The sequence below is a fragment of the Microcoleus sp. D2_18a_B4 genome (genome assembly GCF_036702475.1).
GTDB lineage: Bacteria > Cyanobacteriota > Cyanobacteriia > Cyanobacteriales > Microcoleaceae > Microcoleus.
Map to the genome: position 1 here is coordinate 56,486 of NZ_JAUBTL010000035.1, position 18,615 is coordinate 75,100.

9 protein-coding genes are annotated in these 18,615 nt (G+C 46.9%); 3 read left to right on the forward strand and 6 right to left on the reverse strand.

Features of this window, described 5'->3' with window-relative positions; all coding sequences use genetic code 11:
- The first annotated feature begins 47 nt into the window (after window positions 1-47).
- Complete coding sequence (locus tag QUB04_RS19790) at window positions 48-1,235, forward strand: glycosyltransferase family 2 protein (protein WP_333286924.1); 1,188 nt, start codon at window positions 48-50, stop codon at window positions 1,233-1,235.
- A gap of 128 nt (window positions 1,236-1,363) precedes the next feature.
- Here the strand turns inward: QUB04_RS19790 and QUB04_RS19795 are convergent, their stop codons facing one another.
- The 6 genes from QUB04_RS19795 to QUB04_RS19820 form a co-directional block, all read right to left on the reverse strand.
- Window positions 1,364-7,270, reverse strand: a complete 5,907-nt coding sequence (locus tag QUB04_RS19795) for an AAA family ATPase (RefSeq protein WP_333286926.1) — start codon at window positions 7,268-7,270, stop codon at window positions 1,364-1,366.
- Window positions 7,271-8,312: 1,042 nt separating this feature from the next.
- A complete protein-coding gene (locus tag QUB04_RS19800) occupies window positions 8,313-8,867 on the reverse strand; it encodes an NYN domain-containing protein (RefSeq protein WP_333286928.1) in 555 nt (184 codons plus the stop codon).
- Between the two features lie 180 nt (window positions 8,868-9,047).
- Window positions 9,048-9,908 carry a glutamate racemase gene (gene murI / locus QUB04_RS19805; protein WP_333286930.1) on the reverse strand — a complete coding sequence of 287 codons (861 nt, stop codon included), beginning with the start codon at window positions 9,906-9,908 and terminating at the stop codon, window positions 9,048-9,050.
- Window positions 9,909-10,052: 144 nt separating this feature from the next.
- On the reverse strand, window positions 10,053-11,843 hold the full coding sequence (locus QUB04_RS19810) for an N-acetylmuramoyl-L-alanine amidase (protein ID WP_333286932.1): 1,791 nt from the start codon (window positions 11,841-11,843) through the stop codon (window positions 10,053-10,055).
- 717 nt (window positions 11,844-12,560) lie between these two features.
- A complete protein-coding gene (locus QUB04_RS19815; protein WP_333286934.1) occupies window positions 12,561-12,788 on the reverse strand; it encodes a hypothetical protein in 228 nt (75 codons plus the stop codon).
- A gap of 621 nt (window positions 12,789-13,409) precedes the next feature.
- Window positions 13,410-14,432, reverse strand: coding sequence for an alpha/beta fold hydrolase (locus tag QUB04_RS19820; RefSeq protein ID WP_333286936.1), 1,023 nt, complete (start codon window positions 14,430-14,432; stop codon window positions 13,410-13,412).
- Between the two features lie 417 nt (window positions 14,433-14,849).
- Here QUB04_RS19820 and infC point away from each other — a divergent pair, with 417 nt between their 5' ends.
- Together infC and QUB04_RS19830 are read left to right on the forward strand one after the other, a co-directional pair.
- Window positions 14,850-15,386, forward strand: a complete 537-nt coding sequence (infC, locus tag QUB04_RS19825; RefSeq protein WP_006635262.1) for a translation initiation factor IF-3 — start codon at window positions 14,850-14,852, stop codon at window positions 15,384-15,386.
- A gap of 107 nt (window positions 15,387-15,493) precedes the next feature.
- Window positions 15,494-18,538 (forward strand): HEAT repeat domain-containing protein, encoded by a 3,045-nt coding sequence (locus QUB04_RS19830; protein ID WP_333286938.1) that lies wholly within the window; start codon window positions 15,494-15,496, stop codon window positions 18,536-18,538.
- Window positions 18,539-18,615 lie beyond the last annotated feature (77 nt).

Below are 18,615 nucleotides of genomic sequence, written 5' to 3' on the forward strand. Positions count from 1 at the left end.
AAATTAAATTAAATTAAGGTAGTAGAATTGTGGAAATTAATCAGCTAATGTTCCTATTGATTGATGTTGTGCTATTGGCGATCGCCCTGATCCTTCTAATTCCCGTGGCAGTTCTATTTCTAGAATGCAGTGCAGCTTTCTTGTCCGGCCAGGGCGAGACAGCGGAAACTAAAGCGCCCCGCCCCAAAGTAGCAGTTTTAATTCCCGCTTACAACGAAGCAGCAGGAATTGCCGCCACCATCTCCACTATATTGCCACAGCTAACACCTCAAGACCGCCTGTTAGTGATTGCTGACAACTGTACGGACGCCACGGCAGAAATCGCTCGTAACTGCGGTGCAAGTGCGATCGAGCGCCAAGACACACAACGCAAGGGCAAAGGATACGCACTGGATTTTGGCTTGCAGTCGATCGAATCAGACCCCCCAGAAGTAGTAATCATGGTTGACGCAGACTGCATCTGTCAGCCAGACTCTATAGAAAAATTAGCCCGGGTGGCAATGGCCGAACAAAGACCCGTACAAGCAACTTATTTAATGGAACAGCCACCCAATCCTACCCCCAAAGATTCCATTTCTGCTTTAGCCTTTCTCGTGAAAAACTTAGTCCGTCCCAGCGGATTAAAACAGTTAGGATTCCCATCATTACTAACAGGTACTGGCATGGCTTTTCCCTGGTCGATAATTCGATCGGTTTCCCTAGCTAGCGGCAATATTGTTGAAGATATGCAGATGAGTTTGGATTTGGCGATCGCCGGACATCCAACAGTATTCTGCCCCGAAGCAAACGTCACCGGGTGTTTGCCACAGCAGCAGCAAGCAGCCACAAGTCAAAGAACCCGATGGGAACACGGTCACATACAGACCTTGTTAACTCAAACTCCCCGGCTGACAGCAGCTTCAGTCGAGCAAAAACGTTTTGACTTATTGGCGATCGCCCTCGACTTATCCGTCCCTCCCCTATCGCTTTTAGTCGCTATCTGGCTAGCTGCTTTTGCCGCCTCTTTACTAGCAGCAATTTTGGGAACATCCCCAATTCCAGCCGTCTTGTTAGCAGTACAAGGATTGCTGATTTTAGTTTCCATTGTCGCCGCTTGGGCAAAATTTGGGCGTGCGAATATTTCTGGCTCAACTCTTTTATCTGTACCTTTTTACATCCTTTGGAAAATCCCTTTGTACCTGGGTTTTATCCTGAAGCGGCAAACTAAATGGGTGCGGACAGAACGCGATGTTTAATATTTAGATTGAGAATTTTTAACAGCCGATATCAGCCGATAAACACAGATGAACGCAGATACAATTCTATCTGCGTTCATCTGCGTTTATCGGCGGTTAAAAAACTTATATAAAAACTTAAAAAAAGTTCACTGCTTCACGGGAATTTCAATCACAAACTCAGCCCCTTCACCGGGCGCGGAAAAGCACATTAGCTTCCCGCCGTGTTTCTCTACTACAATCTGATAACTGATACTCAACCCTAAACCGGTACCTTGCCCCACAGGTTTTGTAGTAAAGAAAGGGTCAAATATTCGCGATCGTACTTCCTCCGTGATCCCCCGACCATTATCAGCAATATAAATTCTCACCCTGTTTTGGTCGCATACCTCAGTCCGAATCTCAATCTTTCGCTCAAAGATTGGAGACAAAGGATTTTCGAGTTTGGCAGTTGTCTCCGGTCGCCCAACTCCTAACTCCACTGCATCAATTGCATTGCTCAAAATATTCATAAACACCTGATTTAACCCCGAAGCATAACAATTTACCTTCGGCAGTTGACCGTACTCTTTAACTACCTCAATGCCATGTCCGACTGCATCCTTTTTCAACCTGTGCTGCAAAATTAGCAGAGTCGAATCAATCCCAGAGTGAATATCCACTGGTTTCATCTCGGCTTCATCCAGGCGTGAGAAATTCCGCAGCGACAGCACAATATTGCGAACGCGATCGACCCCAACCTGCATTGATTTTAGAATTTTGGGCAAATCTTCTTGAATAAAAGCGAGGTCAATATCTTCTGTTTTAGCAACAATCTCAGGATTAGCATTCGGATAAGACTCCTGGTAAAGCTCAATCAATCCCAGCAAATCCGAGCTATAATCGTTAGCATGGAGAACATTGCCATAAATGAAATTAATCGGATTATTAATTTCGTGAGCAACCCCCGCCACCAACTGCCCCAAAGAAGACATTTTTTCAGTTTGAATTAGTTGAGTCTGCGTCGAGCGTAATTCGGACAAAGTAACTTCCAATTGTGTCGCTTTTTCTCTCAATTGCCCCTCAGACAGTCGCAAAGCATCCTCCGCTAACTTGCGATCCGTAATGTCCTGTACCGTCCCAAATAACTTAATCACCTTACCGCCATCAAAAATAGCTTGCGCCTTAACATAAATATATCTGACAGCTCCATCAGGGCGCAAAATTCTCAATTCCAACTCGCAAGGATTTCCTAACCGACTAATCTGCTCTACTGCCTCTAACCACAACTGTAGGTCATCTGGATGAATTTGCTTCCTGTGTTCTAAAATAGTCGGTTCTGGTAGTTTAGGGTCAAGACCAAAAATTCGGAATACTTCCTCAGACCAAGTTAATTTATCCCCCTCCAAATCAAATTCCCAGTTGCCGAGGTGCGCCAGTTTTTGAGCTTCTTGCAGCTTAGCTTCTTTAGTCTTTAATTCCTGCGTGCGCTCTTCTACTCTCACCTCCAGCGTCCGCGAATAATCCTCCAACTGTTCCTTAGCCTCCGACAAATTAGCAACAAGTACGGCATTTTCTATAGAAATGGCAGCTTGGGAAGAAAGTATTTTCAAAACCTCCAACCTCGTTGGAGAAAACGCTTCATTAATTAAATTATTCTCCAGATAAAGGATGCCGAGGAGTTTGCTTTGATTCAGAATAGGAGTACAAAGCGCAGATTTCACTTGCTGCCTTTTAATATAGGGGTCATCTGTAAATAGACCTTCTCTAGCAGCCTGACTTAAAACTACATCAGAGTGCGTCCTTTCAACATAATTAATCACGGTTATTGGCAAAACCTCTGCAGGAGATACTCTAGGGCATTGTTCAACTGCAACATCCGAAGACTCCACCGATGCCGCTGCTTTAATCCGTAATTTTCCTTCCTTGGGCATCAGAAGAAAACCTTTTTGGGCCCCAGCATTCTCGATCGCCATTTTCATTAACTTTTCTAACAAATTATCCAGCACAATTTCGCTAGCTAGCGCTTGAGATGCTTTAACAACAGTTGTCAAATCCAATAAACTGCTTTGACTGCTACTCGTGCTATAATTAGTGCTAGTAATAGTTCGATCGCTACTAGATTTGGCCGCAGATGCAGGGGGTAAAGACATCGGATACTCTGACTCCAAATGTTTGACCTTGGCGGTTGCTCCCCAATGAATATAGCCGTAGTAAGCATCTATCAGATAACTCTGAGCCACTTTGTTTCGACCGCGAGCCATATAAAATTCTGCCGCCCGTTCGTTGGCTAGCGCTTCTTCGTGGATGTATTCATTCTCCGAAGCTCCTTTCACTGCTTGCTCGTAATACAGAGCAGCTTTTTCATCTTGTCCCAATACTCGCGCTTTCTCGGCTTCTACTAAGTCATATTTGTGCTGATAATTTTGCGGGCAGTGAAAAGCCCAATGCTTCATTTTTTTCTGAAGCGACGCAACTTTTTTTAAATATTTTTTCTGTTCTATTTTTGTAGCTGTGGGATACAAAGCTAAGAGGGCTAGCGAATAGTAAAAATTGTGCAGAGGAACATACATCATGGACATCACAGCCTCAGAGTAATTTGATGCTGTCATGGCATTTTCAGCAGACTTAGCATAATCTTTAAATAGATAATTTAGCCATGATTTAAAAAAACATCCTAAAAATATTACCAGATTATTTTTACTCTCCCTTAAAGCGGGCAGCATAGTTTCTTCATTAAATCTCTCGCCAACTAACAGGCAAGGATTAGCTGTTTTACCTTGCAAATTTAAGACAACTTGAGCCCCTATAATGGTATGATTCATCATAAATTCATTCTGGTACTTCACCAGCATTTCAATACATTGACTCTGCTTACTGGCTACGGAGTCCAGAGGTTCGCCGCTCAAAAATATATAATTGCTGTAAAGACCAGCACAAGAACAAGCATTGCTGACATCTCCGGTTTCTAGTCCGCTCTGAATACCCTCAAGCAAACCTATAAGACTTTCCCTGACCTGCTCAGACCAGTGACGGATAAAACCATTAAAAAGCATTGAAACTTGAGATTTGTGCAAGTTGGTGTGGAAGCGTTCTAAAAGTGCCTCAGCCATTTGACCGTATCGGTATCCAGAATTAATATCGCCTAACACCCCACAGTGGATCACACCATAGTTTGCATAGGCGCAACTAGACAGTGGCGCATTCCCGTATTTGAGAGAAAGTGTAACCATTTTAAATATGATCAGTGGGAACATATCGGGTGCTACTACAAAAGCAGCGGGAGTCATATTCGTTAGAATTCGTAGAGCAGCAATTTTATGAGGGTCAGTCATTGGCGGCAGTTCCACTAAATCCTCAATCTGCTTATTTCTTAAAGCTAGTTTTGTTAGAAATAGCTCCAGGGAAATATTCATTTTGTGGGGATTTATCGGGATGTACACTTCCAGCATTTTCAAAGCTTTGAGACCTATATCTATCGACGCTTGGAATTGATTTAGCATTAAATAATAAATTACTTTTAGTTCATAAACTTTTAGTTTTTCTAGCAATTTTTTAGCGCGCAATATAATCAGATCCGATAGCTGCAATGCTCGCTCAAAATCAGTATTTATATAGGATAATTCCAGCGCTTCCAGGTGAAGTTCCATAATTAAATTGTAGTGACTCTCCCAAGCTGGTTCGGGTAGAAGTTCTCGACCCGCATTAAAATATTTGAGTGCTGCTTCATAGGCGGCAGAACTCTTAGCTTTCTTGCCAGCTATAAGATTAAAGTTAGCTAGTTCATCTCGCTTTTCTTGATTTGTGATGAATTCGCGCCCGATATTGAGTTGGTTGACAATATCAAAGATATTTTCTGCTATCTCGGATGCCGTAGGGGCGGTGCCCCCGTGCTCGCCCTGCCATAGCAGAGAGCCGATTTTTAAGTGAGTTTGTTTTTTCTGTGAGTCAGGGATGAGAGAATAGGCGGCTTGCTGGACGCGATCGTGCAAAAACCTGTAAGATATTGCGTATTGAGCGCGACTCCCAACTCCATCCCCATGCCCTGGCCGCCCGGAGTCGATTTCCTCAACCAGAGGGATTTTGTAAGCATCGCTCATTGGCAGAATTAAACCAGCTTGAAGCGCATCCCATAAATCTGCCGCCGTTTCCGAGCCGGATTTTTCCGTAACAATTGCCAAATTGTCTAAACTAAAACGGTTGCCCATACAAGCAGCTAATTTTAATACTTGCTGCGTCTCCTCCGGCAATAGTTGAAGATTCCGAGCAACTAATTCAACCACACTGTAATCTGCAATACCAGCGGCTTCAATTTCCCTAATGTCCCACTGCCATGCACCAAAAGTGAAATCAAAAACTAACAGTTGTTCTGAGTGAATAGTTGAGAGCAGTTGAGTTAGGAAAAATGGATTTCCGCCAGTTTTATGAAAAATTAACTGTGTCAAAGACTTTAACTTTTCGGTTTCATTACCCAAAGTATCCTGTACTAGCTGCGTGACGCTGCTCAACTCTAAACATGGGAGCATAATGTGATGCACCTGAGCACCCGTCTGTTGAATTTTTCCGACAGTTTGAACTAAAGGATGAGTCGAATTGACTTCGTTATCTCGATAGGCTCCTATCAGTAAAAAATATCTGCTCTCCAAGTCTGTTACCAGTTCCTGAATCAATTTTAAGGAAGCTAAATCTGCCCACTGCAAATCATCCAGAAAGAGAACTAAGGGGTGTTCTGCTTGGGCAAACACCTTCAAGAATTCTTTGAACAATCGATTAAAGCGATTTTGAGATTCTGTCGGCCCCAATTGGGGAACAGCAGGCTGCGAACCAATTATTAGTTCGACAGAAGGGACAACATCAATAATAATTCCACCGTTATTACCCAGCTTTGACAAAAGCTTTTCTTTCCAAATTGCCAAATCTTCTGAGCTTTTTGTTAATAACTGCTGCATTAATGATTCAAAGGCTTGAGTTATTGCAGCATAAGGAATATCCCGCTTAAACTGGTCAAATTTGCCAGCAATAAAATAACCCCGCTGCCTGACAATTGGTTTGTGGATTTCACTGACAACTGAGGTTTTACCGATGCCTGAGTAACCGCTTACCAACACCATCTCTGTTTTCCCGGAGCTGACTCGCTCGAATGATGCCATCAAATCAGCCACTTCTTGTGTGCGGCCATAGAGTTTTTGAGGAATCAAAAATTGACCTGATTTGTCAACTGTCCCTGGAATAAAATTTACTATTTTGTCAGTTGTTTGTAGCTGGGTTAGACAATTTTCCAGGTCTGCTTTTACTCCAAAGGCACTTTGATATCGGTCTTCGGCATTTTTAGCTAATAGTTTCATGACAATAGATGAAACTACCAGGGGGATTTCCTTTTTTAACTTATCGGGAGGAACTGGCGTCACAGCAATGTGGCTGTGAATTAATTCTAAGGGGTCAGTGGAGTTAAATGGCAACTCTCCTGTCAGCATTTCATAAAACGTGATACCTAGAGAATACAAGTCAGTTCGGTAGTCGAGGTCTCGGTTCATCCGACCAGTTTGCTCTGGGGATATATAGGCTAGAGTACCTTCTAGCACGGTGGTATTGCTATTTTGGTGAACCTCTCTAGATAGGCGCGTTGCCATGCTAAAATCAGTGATTTTTACTTGTTCCCAATCTGGTGTGATGATAATATTGGAGGGTTTTATATCTTTATGAATAATCTGGTTTTGATGCAGTTTTCCGAGAGTTTGTGCCACTTGAATAGCCAGCGGCAAAAACTTCCTAATTTTAATGCTTTTACCTGCTTGATAATGATTGAGAGATTGACCGCCACAATCTTCTAATATCAGAGCGAAACTGTTGTTATATTTTTCTAAGCTATGGGGTTTAACAATCCCTTCGATTTGGAGATTCGAGCTAATTTTGTATTCATGTCTCAACCGGGTAATTTCTTCTATTGTGGGGTACTCGGTATTGAGTGTTTTAATGATGACTGATGTTCGATCGGATTCCCTGACTGCGCGATAAATGATCGACTTCACACCAAGTTGAACAACTTCTGTGATTTTGTAACCGGGAAGTGTATTCATGGGTTTTATTCTCTGACGAAGCTTTGGGTTAACATTGCGCTTGATATCGATCGGAGCGCGGGTGGTCGGTACTTAAGTATTTTTTGTAAAAATGGTAATTTGCGATACTTTAAAATATCAGTAGTGACTATGGGATTTTTTAGATAGCGAGATGCCTAAACTTTGAAAGTGCCTGGACGTGCGGACAGGCGAACATCTGGTTTGAACTCCGACTTAATCATGTACGGTCGAACACCTCACCAAGTTGATTGCAATATTGTAACAAATTCTGTGATGCCGATCGCACACATGACAGACTGATCCATATAACTTCAAGGTTTAGCTCTAGCTTTGAGCCTTGTCACCAAGAACGAAGGGAAAGCCCAGGGCTGGAAAACGTAAGTTTAGGCGACAGACAACACACTTAAGTATGTCGTTCTAATTAAACGTAAAGCGCTGTTCTTTTGCTCCCCGACAACTTCTGCGAAGTCGGGAAGCTGGGTATTCTCTTTTATAGTTAAATAAAAATCTTAAAAACAAAAAGTCTGAAGCTGGAAAATTCCAACTTCAGACTTTTACTAACTCCCCGGGTAGGATTTGAACCTACGACCAATCGGTTACACTTATCCCAACGTTTCCGAAGGGGGCGGACTATTTCATCATCCCTACAAATCATGTTTTTGATCTGTCGTCGGATGTCGGGCGCTATGAGATTTATTGGTTAGGCTCCTCATCTCTAGTCTCTGCACCTTTCCGGCTACTTGCGATCGTAACCGCTGCCTTTCGCCAGACTTGGCTCAAGATTGCCGCCACCCGAAGTGCTGCGGTTTCCTTGAATTCACCCGATTTTTCAGTATCCGTTACCGGATAGAGCTGCTATGTCACTAGGGCTTTTGGTTGATGCCAAAGGCTTGCATTCATTACAGCCGACCGCTCTGCCACTGAGCTACCGAGGATTGGGGGTTTTTGTTACCCACATTTACTAACAATAGCTGAACTTACTCGATTTGGCAAGGCCTTTGAGAAACTTTTTTTTTATCAGACAGCGAGCGGGTTTCAGCAGCTAATGCAGCCCCATTCTCAACTTGGCAAGGCGCTGCTGGGATTCTGGATCGAGGGAACTGGCGAGAAAGCGACTGGAATTTTGTTTGCGGGATTTGTGCCGGCGCTCGCTGCGGCGGGCGGTGGATTCTACGTCAGCCGCTAGTTGTTCGGCGGACATCCATTCGGCACCGTAGCCGACTACGGTCAATTGCTGCGCTCGGTCTGAGGTGGCGACAATCATGCGGCCTTTGCCTTTGACCGATCGCAACTCGTAGCGCAAACTAGCACAAGATTTTTCAATATAAGTATCTGCTGTCTGACCGAAGTCAGTGTAGTGCACCGATAAATTTTTAGTAATAATTTCTTTAACGCCGGGAGTATCTCGATAGTGCGCGTCAAATACAAGTCGAGCCTCAAAATCTTGAACGGCGCTGTAGTTAACTAAAACCTCAATCAACTCGCGGCGTGCTGTTTCGAGTTCGTCGCGATCGCGCTTCTCTCGGAGTCGAGGCCAAAGTCCAATTATGTTATAGCCGTCTACAAGTAAAACTGCTTGCGATACATAGGTTGACATGGTTCAAGGCTGAATAGCTCCAGCACATATAGGACATTATTTGCATTGTTCATCAAAGCTTTTCTTCAATAATATTACCTATTGATGTGTAATTGCTAGGTTCGATCGCAATAATTAAACCCCCCAGAGCCAGCTTTACCTGAGTTTTGGGGGGTTTAATTAACGGATAAATTTTCCGGCTTATTCGGCAGATTCCAGCGATACGGGCGATGGCTTACGCCCCGCTTCGCTACGTACAACTGTCGGCAGGGATATTTTCTCAACAGCAGGAGTACAACCGAGCCACTGCACCGACAACTCCGCGAACTGCTGCGGGGGGCCGCTCACGCAAAAACGAGTCGGTAGCGCAGTACCAGGATTTCGCAGCCCCAAAAGCTCCAATTCTCTGGCAGCAGCAGCCACCACCCGTACCGCAGGATCGATCAATGTCACCCCAGCAGGCAAAAGCGAGCGAAGCACAGGAGCCAACAGCGGATAATGAGTGCAGCCGTAAATCAGCGTATCGATTCGCTGCTGAATCAAAGGAGCCAAATATTCCCGAGCCACCTCACAAGTATAAGGGTCGTGAATCCGGTTTTGCTCCACCAGCGGCACAAAAGCCGGACAGCTAACCTGCCACACCAGGCAAGAAGCGTCCATCTCCAAAATCGCATTTCGATAAGCATTGCTAGCAGCCGTAGCAGGAGTTGCGATGACCCCGATCCGCTTGCCTTGCTGCACCGCAGCCTGCGCCCCCGGCAGAATTACTCCCAGCACCGGGATATCAAATTCAGCCTGCACCATCTCCATCGCCAAAGCAGAACTGGTGTTGCAGGCCATAATGACCATTTTCACATCCTGTTCCACCAACCAGGCCATAATTTCGCGGACAAACTCCACAATTTCCGACGGCGTGCGAGTGCCGTAAGGCAGCCTCGCCGTATCTCCAAAATAAAGTATAGATTCGTTGGGCAATTGTCGGTACAACTGGGTCAAAACAGTCAAACCGCCCACGCCGCTGTCAAAAATACCGATTCTTTGTTGTCCAGAGTCTGTTGTCATTTGTTAATAGTTAGTTGTCTGTTGTCTGTTGTCAGGAAAGCTGTTGTCTGTTGACACGAAAGCAGTTGGCAGTTGTCCTGTTTTGCCGATACCCGATGCCCGATGCCCGATGCCCGATTCCCAATGCCCACTGCCCACTGCCCATTATCTTTGTTGAAGATAAAGCAAAATGCCGCGAGCGATCGAAGCCGCCATTTGACTGCGGTAAGCTGGGTCAGAAAGCCTAGCAGCATCTTCAGCACCCGTAACAAAACCCACCTCCAGCAAAACAGAAGGCATAGAAGTCTTCCTCAAAACATAAAATCTCGCCTGCCGCACCCGGCGGTCAGTCGCCCCCGTACCCTCCAAAATACTGGCGTGAATCACCCTGGCCAAATCTTGGCCGTTATTGAAATAATAAGTCTCAATCCCATTGATATCCGGCCGACTCATATTAATCGCATTAGCGTGAATGCTGACAAACACACTAGCATTCACCCGTTCCGCCAAAGAAACTCGGGGCTCCAGGTCGATTTCCCTGTCGTCAGTCCGAGTCATCACCGCCTGCACCCCTTGCTGTTCCAGTAGCCTCGCCACCTGAAGCGAGATATCCAAAACAATCTCCTTTTCCTGAATGCCCTGAATCCCGACTGCCCCCGGATCGCGGCCACCGTGACCAGCATCGATCACTACTACGGCGCGGCGGTTAGAAGCTTGGGGCAACTCATCGGTTCCGAAAGTCCTTCTCGGCAAAGGCTGCAAATTGGGAGTGCGAGTCAAAGGCTGCGCGCTAGCATTCGATCGCAACTGCAAAGACAGCAACTGCGGGTTCGGTCTCGTCACCCTGCCTACCTCTACCCCCGATCGTGGCTGCACCCAAACCACCACAGTCTCCGCATCTTCTTGGCTGGCACTAAACGATACAGGACTGTTGGCATCGAGCTGAGGAATTTCGCCCGTCAGGACACTAGAGGCGATCCTGATCCAGTAAGCTCTCGACGCCTGATCCCAGCCGCTGGTATAGGAGACTTGGCGGTCAGTTCTCACCACCAGTTGCGTGCCGTTACTGGCTAAATCAATTGACTGAACTCTCGCTAAATTTCCTTGAGATTGTCTCGCCGGAGGAGCTACAGTCAGGCTGCGGGAAACCGAGGGCTGTCTTACTACACCTCCGGGCAATAGCACAACCCCGCCCAAATTGCTCACAGACGCCCGCCACTGAGTATTAGAACTCTTCATCCGCAAAGTCACGCGGGTAACGGGCGGGTCTGTTGGTAGTTCCCGGACTTCAATCTTGTCAACCCCGTGCTGGCCGTTCGTTTGAGGCTGTTGGCTGCTTAGGCTCGGCGCTAAAGTAGCTCCTTCAATATCGAGGGTGGCGATGTCCCCAGCCCGACTTTGTTCAAAATTAATTTGGGGGCGACCGCCCGCAGTGCGGACTAAAAAACCGTCTGCCGTCACCTGAACGTTCTGAACTACAGTTGCCTCGCCAGACTGGGCTTGGGATGCTGAAGGTTCAACCGATAACCTTTCTCCCCCTGGCTCTGAAATCGGATTTTGAGTTTCTGCCCGCACCGGCGTTGGCAAATCCACTGTCCACTCGCTCGGAGAAATACCCCGGAATTTTACTTGCTGAGGGTCTATAGTAAACCCGTCTCTGATCTCGACCACAATTCTGGTCGTATTGTTGTCAAACTGCCCTACCCGCACCGATTCGATCGCCCCTGAGAGCGGTTTGCTGACCGAGGGACGGCCCAGACTCGTCCCCGGCAAGTCGATTACCAACCGCGTCGGGTTGAAAATCAGTTGAGCCTTGGGTTGCACTCCCCCGTCTGTTGTAATGTAAAGCCGGTTCTCTGAAGCATCAAACCGCCAAGATTGCAGTCTAGCTGCTTCGGCGGCTCCGGCGAGCAAAAATACACTTAAGAAACTCGGTAGTAGCCAGTGGAATTTCACGACAGTTTTTTCCTCGTTTGCGTTACTGCCAAAAGCTGGAAGGGCGCTGCTTGCCCTCAGAGGCTTTCAGCAGTTAGCCGCCAGCAGACCGGGGGCACGGGGGCCGTCAGTTGTTGGCTAAATTGACTTTTTTATGCGTTAACAGGCTCCAAAATGCCAGATCCCGGCATTTTTGAACTTTCCCGTATACTTGGGGGCGATCGGTTATAAGCAGACTGAAAGATTGTGGACACAAGGGAAGGTATTTATTTTTAGGAGCAAGAGACAAGGTGTTTCTTGAAGTTAGAAGGTACAAGTTAGAAGGTAGAATTTTACCGATCTTCCAGGGAGGGGTTTCATAGCTCTTTAATGTTGGCGAAGCTCGTTACGGTCAGGGTTATAATCCGCTTTACACTTGCGTTTTGTTCTAACTTTTCCTAAACTACCTCAATAACTTAACAACTTACCTCCGGAACAATCCGGATTTCCCAGATTTAGGTAACTTTTCAATGCCGCCAAATGTTAGTCCCAGACAAACTGGCATATTCTTTGGGAAAAGCTTTTTTGCTACTTTTTTGCTAACAGATTGACAGTTGAATACAACTACATATTGCCCCTGCTCTCTTTTTTTCTGGATTTTTTAGTCAGGGATTTTCGGTGCTGCTTGAAACTTAGTAGGGCGATCGCGCTCGCGCCCGCCAATTTAACACTATGATAGTTAGTCCATGTTTTCAGCAGTCACCGGAGAGTTTTGTGTGTTACTTGGGCCTGCAATGCTTTGTCATTTAGACTCTTTTTGAGTGCACGATCGACAGCCAGAGCATTGGTTGGTTGACCTGAGAAAAAGTTTTGACCGTAAATATAGTTATCGCAGTTGTAAAGTTTGTTGGACAGCAAAGACAATCGATCGGCTTCTGGGTAAAACCTGTGATTTGGTTTAATGACTTGCCTTTCGACTAACTGCATAACTTGGATGTGTACTACCAGTTAGAGAAGATACACTATCTTGGTGATTGTGTCAATCTCTCACCTTCTAAAAAAAGTGGCCATCAATAACAGTAGATACATGACATCACAGAAAGACGGAGACTTACTTTCCTGCAGGAGTCGTCCACAGCAAACAAGTGGTTTAGGTTAGTTCAAGCCTCTAGATAGTGGCTGGGGAGTCAATCGATTTTAGATTTTAGATTTTAGATTTTAGAGGCGACCCCACGGATAAATGCGGGGGCTCTTCTGATTTTCGATTTTCGATTTTGGATTGATTCCACGGATAAATCACATGGCGGGTACCACCTTTGAAATTCGTGGTCACTCTCGAACCTCAAATCGACTGACTCTCAAGATAGGGAAGTTTTGTAATATCGCAACCGCCCTGACGGTGAGGACGTTCTTAATTTTTGAAACCTAAGCGGTCGATTACGCCTTCTTGCAGGACTTCTTTTTACCCGCTCCGCTTCGGCCCTATAGCCTTCAACATCTGCTATACCATACCACCGGTGCGATCGAGTTCTAGCAAATTTATTTTTGAGCGGGATCGATACCTGCAAGTTATTTTTTTCCCCTAGTAATCCACGGCCCCATGTCTAATCAACAGTGCTGCAATTCGCTCTCGCCCATAGGTGCAAAATTCCGGCTCATCCAGTTCAAAATTGCTTGATTTACTTGTTCCGGGCATTCATCCTGGGGGCAGTGGCCCGCATTGTCTAATTCAACTAGCTCTACATAATTGGGATTGCATTCGACAAATTGGTGGGGTTGGGCGAACCGAGGGGGAATCATCCGGTCTTGTTTGCCCCAAATTAACAGCATCGGGATTCTTAAATTTCGCAGCACAGTCTTGACACTGGGGCCAAATTTTGAACTGCCTACAGCTTTAAATAAAGCGCAGAAGGCGCGGGCTGCTCCCCGATCGCCCGCTGGCCCTGCTAGAATTTCCACTAATTCGTCGGTAACAGCTTCGGGGTTGGAGTAGGCAAAGCCAACCCAGCGGCGGACAAAGGAAGGCTTGCGGGCAAAATAAAACAGAGGCCTGAGTATGATCGGGGAAACAAACAAACTTTCAACCGCTTCGATCGCCGGAAGCAGCCATCCGGGCACCGCCTCGGCTCGCACAGAGGGGTCTGGGAGGCTAATCATCACCGTGCCGGCCACCATATCCGGGTGAGCAGCAGCTACGGCCAGACAAATTAGCGAGCCGATCGAGTTTCCTGCCAATATTACTGGCTCTCTGATAAAAGTTAGCCAAAAATCATAAACTTGATCAACCCACAAAGACACAGAGTAGTCGATCGGAGCTTTTTGGGAAGCGCCAAACCCCAACAAATCCAAGGCGTAAACCGTTTGGTTTTCGGCTAGTTGGGCGAGATTTTGTCGCCAGTGACCGATCGAAGCTCCAAACCCGTGCAGTAAAATAATCGGCGTTCCCGATGCGCGCGGGCCAATTGGTTCGGCCGCAGAATCTTGAAATTCGATCGCGTCTTGATTTCGTACCCCATCGGGCCGCAAATAAGTGTAGCGAGTTTGCCAACCCCGCCACATCCAGTCTCGTTGAGTTCCCACCCGTTGGTGCCACAGCAGAGAATTTGTCAATTTTGCCTCAGCTCGCAACATAAATTTACACTTCTTATACCTATTCTACAAGGCACATCAGGCGACTTGGGGGACTTGCCAGACCGGGCGAGATGGGCTAGGAAAAGCGGTTTCACCTCATCCTTAAGCTTTTACCCTGAATTTTTGACGGTTTTGTCATCGATCGGGCAAGGGGGCGGGCGATCGTGTGTGAAGTTAAAATAAAACTAGGCAGAAACTCAGCCAGAGTGAGTAGAATAGCAAGTATTGTAAGAATTCATTTACGATCAGTCCAAATATTCCCCAAGGCTTTAGCGGAGGGGACATAGGGCGCGGTAGTACGTCCGGTAAGGGTAACACCTTATAAAACAGTTCGATCGTCAATCGTGAAAAATTGACCGAGCAAACCTGTAACTATCAAGAAGCTTCGCTATTAAACTACTGCTTGTAAAACCATTCATGCCTGTGATTGAAAGAAGACAAAATCGCAACCTACCCCAGATAAACGAAAATATTCGATACCCCAAAATCCGGGTAATCGATACCGACGGCGCGCAACTAGGGATATTGACGCCTGCAGAAGCGCTGCGCCTCGCAGAAGAAAAAGAACTCGATCTCGTACTTGTCAGCGACAAAGCTGACCCGCCCGTATGCCGGGTAATGGACTATGGGAAGTACAAATTCGAGCAGGAAAAGAAAGCGCGAGAAGCAAAGCGGAAGCAGCACACTGCCGATGTTAAAGAAGTGAAGATGCGCTACAAAATTGAAGAACACGACTACCAAGTGCGCCTCAAACTAGCAGACCGCTTTATCAAATCTGGGGACAAAGTAAAAGCCACGATCATGTTCAGAGGTCGGGAAATCCAACACAGCAACCTAGCAGAGGACTTGCTTAAGCGCATGGCCACAGATTTGCAGGAAATCGCAGAAGTGCAGCAAGCCCCCAAAAAAGAAGGACGCAGTATGATGATGCTGCTGTCGCCAAAGAAAGTATAAATAGATAGTCATTAGTAAGCAGTCATCAGTCATAAACTGGTGACTGATAGCTGATGACTTCCGAAGTTAGTCAGGAATAAGCTACCACACAGGGAAATCAACGCTGCATGGAAAATTTTCAAATCAGCGGTTCGGCGGGAGTAAGACAAGGAGTGCTGCGATCGCTCAACCTGCGATCGGAAGAAGTAGAGCGAACCGTACTGATGTTCGTGGTCTACACTCTAACCTCCGTCGGGCTGATCTGGCTGGAACTGAGCACAGTAGGTCTTTTTCTAGATGAATTTGGTGCAGACAAAATGCCCTGGATTTACATAGCCAGCGCGTTTATCGGTTCTGGCTTGGGATTTGTCTACTCGTGGCTGCAAAAAATCCTGCCGCTAAGGCGCACCGTAGTGGTTGTTCTGGCAATGATGTCGATACCGCTATTTTTGTTTCGATTCGGCATCGGCTACGAAAATACTCAGATAGCTGGCGTCAGCATCGCTTTTATTACTATTTTTTTGATGTGGCTGTGGGTAGAAGCTTGCTATGTCCTCAACGACCTTAATACTTCTATCACTTCCAACCAACTGTTTAATATTAGAGAAATCAAGCGCACCTATCCGCTAGTCAGTAGCGGCTATCTAGTAGCTGGAGTAGTCAGCGGATTTTCTCTGCCTGTTTTGCTGTACGTAGTCGGACTCAAAAACGTTACCCTCATATCGGGGTTGATGGTGGCGACAGGCTCGGTGTTGCTGTACTACCTCACGGAAAAATACAGCCAAGCATTCCCGGAAACGGCTCACTGGACGGATGACGACGAAGACGACGACCAAGAAGAATTTACCGCCCGCAAAGTTACAGGCCCGCTCCAAAAATACGCCGTACCTCTAGTCAGTTTCTTCATCCTCGCAGAAGTCGTCTACGTGCTGGTAGATTTCCAATTCTACAGCCAGCTAGAATACCAAAACCCGGGGGACGGAGCTAGCTGGATCGCTAGCTTCCTGGGCATTTATGAAGGCATACAAGGCCTGTTTCAAGTGGCGACTCAGTGGTTCGCTTCGAGCCGGTTGGTGGAAAGAATCGGTGTATTCGTGACGGCGATGATTTTGCCGGCGGGCATCGCTATACTCGGAGTGCTGACCATAGGAGCATCCCTAGGCCAGCTAGTATCTGTGTTCATCGGGCTAATATTGCTGAGATTTTTAGACGAACTGCTGCACTACACGCTGTTGGAAACTGTTAGCCCGGTTTTATTTCAACCGATTCCCGACAATATTCGATCGGGCATTCAAACCCTGGTCAACGGTGTAGGCGAACCTTTGTCCACCGGAGTTACAGGAGTCGGCATCCTGATTATGCTGTGGGTGACAGGCACGATACTCCCCCAGCAAGATATAGATGTATTTCACGACCAGCAAAGCTTGATATTTATTGGCGCGATCGTAATATTGGCCCTAGTGTGGGTGTTTGTGGTCTGGCTGATCCGCTCTCAATACGTGGGTTTGTTGGTCAAAAGTGCAGAACGGGGGCGCTTGGGCGTCACAGACGTTGACCTCAAAGCTCTCAAGCGCGCAGTGGTGGAAACTCTACAAAAGCCAGGGGGCGAAGATGAAAAGCGCTCTTGCATAGAACTCCTGACGCAAATAGACCCCAAAAATGTCGGAGAAGTTCTGGCTCCCATCCTCGATTCGCTGTCCCCAGGTTTGCAGCGCCAGAGCTTGGAAACGATGCTGCAACACCCGAACCCCGCATATTTAGAAGCTGTCCGCGCACTTTCGCAACAATCCTTGCCGCCGGAGGTGCTGGCCTTGGCTTTGCGCTACATCTGGCTGACGGAAGCTGAACCGAATATTGAGAGCTTGCGGCCTTACTTGCAGCCGACGGTCGATCCGGTGGTGCGGGGTACGGCGGCTGCTTTAATTATGAGAAGGGGCGATCGCCTGCAAAAGGCAGAGGCTACTAACACGCTGCGCCAAATGCTGACGCACAAACAAGAGCGGGAACGTGTTATGGGGACGCGGGCTCTGGGAGAGGCTGATTATTTGCAAGGACTGCGGCTGTACATCCCCAATCTGTTGCAAGATGAATCTCTGCGAGTGCGCTGTGCTCTGTTAGACGTGATTTCGTCTACTCATTCGGAAGAATATTATCCTTCGCTGCTGCGCGGACTCGGTTACAAATCGACTAGGGAAGCGGCTTTGCAGGCTATAGTCAAACTTCACAACGATGCCATTCCTTTGCTCGTGTATTTGGCTGAGGATATCCACAAGTCTGATTTGGTCAGGTTGCAAGCTTGGACGGCTCTGGGTCAAATTGGGACAAATGAGGCGATCGACATTTTGGTGAGCAATTTGATGACGACTTGGGGCACGACCAGGCGCAACATCCTTCGCATCCTGTTGAAAATGCCTTCGGAAGCGGGGATAGAAGGGGTTCTAGACCGCATCGGCCGTAGCGGCTTGGAAACTCTTATCGAGCAGGAGTTAATGTTTATCGGTCAAATTTATGCAGCTCTGGTAGATTTGTCTGGGGTAACAACCTACGGCAATTTCTCGGATCGGGAAGCCAACAGCACCGGGGCACCTGGGAACGATACGGCTCAATTGTTACAGCGGGCTCTGGCGGGGTTGGAAGCGGACGCTAAGGATCGGTGTTTTTTGCTGATGAAGTTTCTTTATCCGCTGGACACAGTACAAGCGGCTGCTTTCAACATCGCTTCTGGCCAACCTTCTTTGCTTGCTAGGGGATTGGAAATTCTCGACAATACTGTGGATATAGCTAGGAAGCGATCGCTCATCAATTTGTTAGATCAACACTCGGAAAGAGAAAAATTGAGCAACCTCTCGGAATTGATGGTTTACAAACCTCTAGCGCCTAGCGATCGTTTGCGGCGCTTGCTAGAATTGCGTCACTTCCTTTCGGATTGGGCCTTGGCCTGCTGCTTTCACTTGGCGAGAGAAGCGCGCTGGAGTCTTACGGCTCAACAAACTCTTGTCTGTCTGCAGCACCCGACGGGTTTTGTCCGCGAAGCAGTGTTAGCCTATTTGAAAATAGCCTCGCCCCGGGCTTTGGTCGAATTGTTGCCCAGGCTGCAAAATGACCCCGATAATTTGGTATCCGCTCAAGTTGGAGAGATGATGGCAGAGTTGGGTGCTGGGGGAAAAAGGTAAAGAAGGAAGAAGGAAGAAGGAAGAAGGAAGAAGGAAGAAGGAAGAAGGAAGAAGGAAGAAGGAAGAAGGAAGAGGGA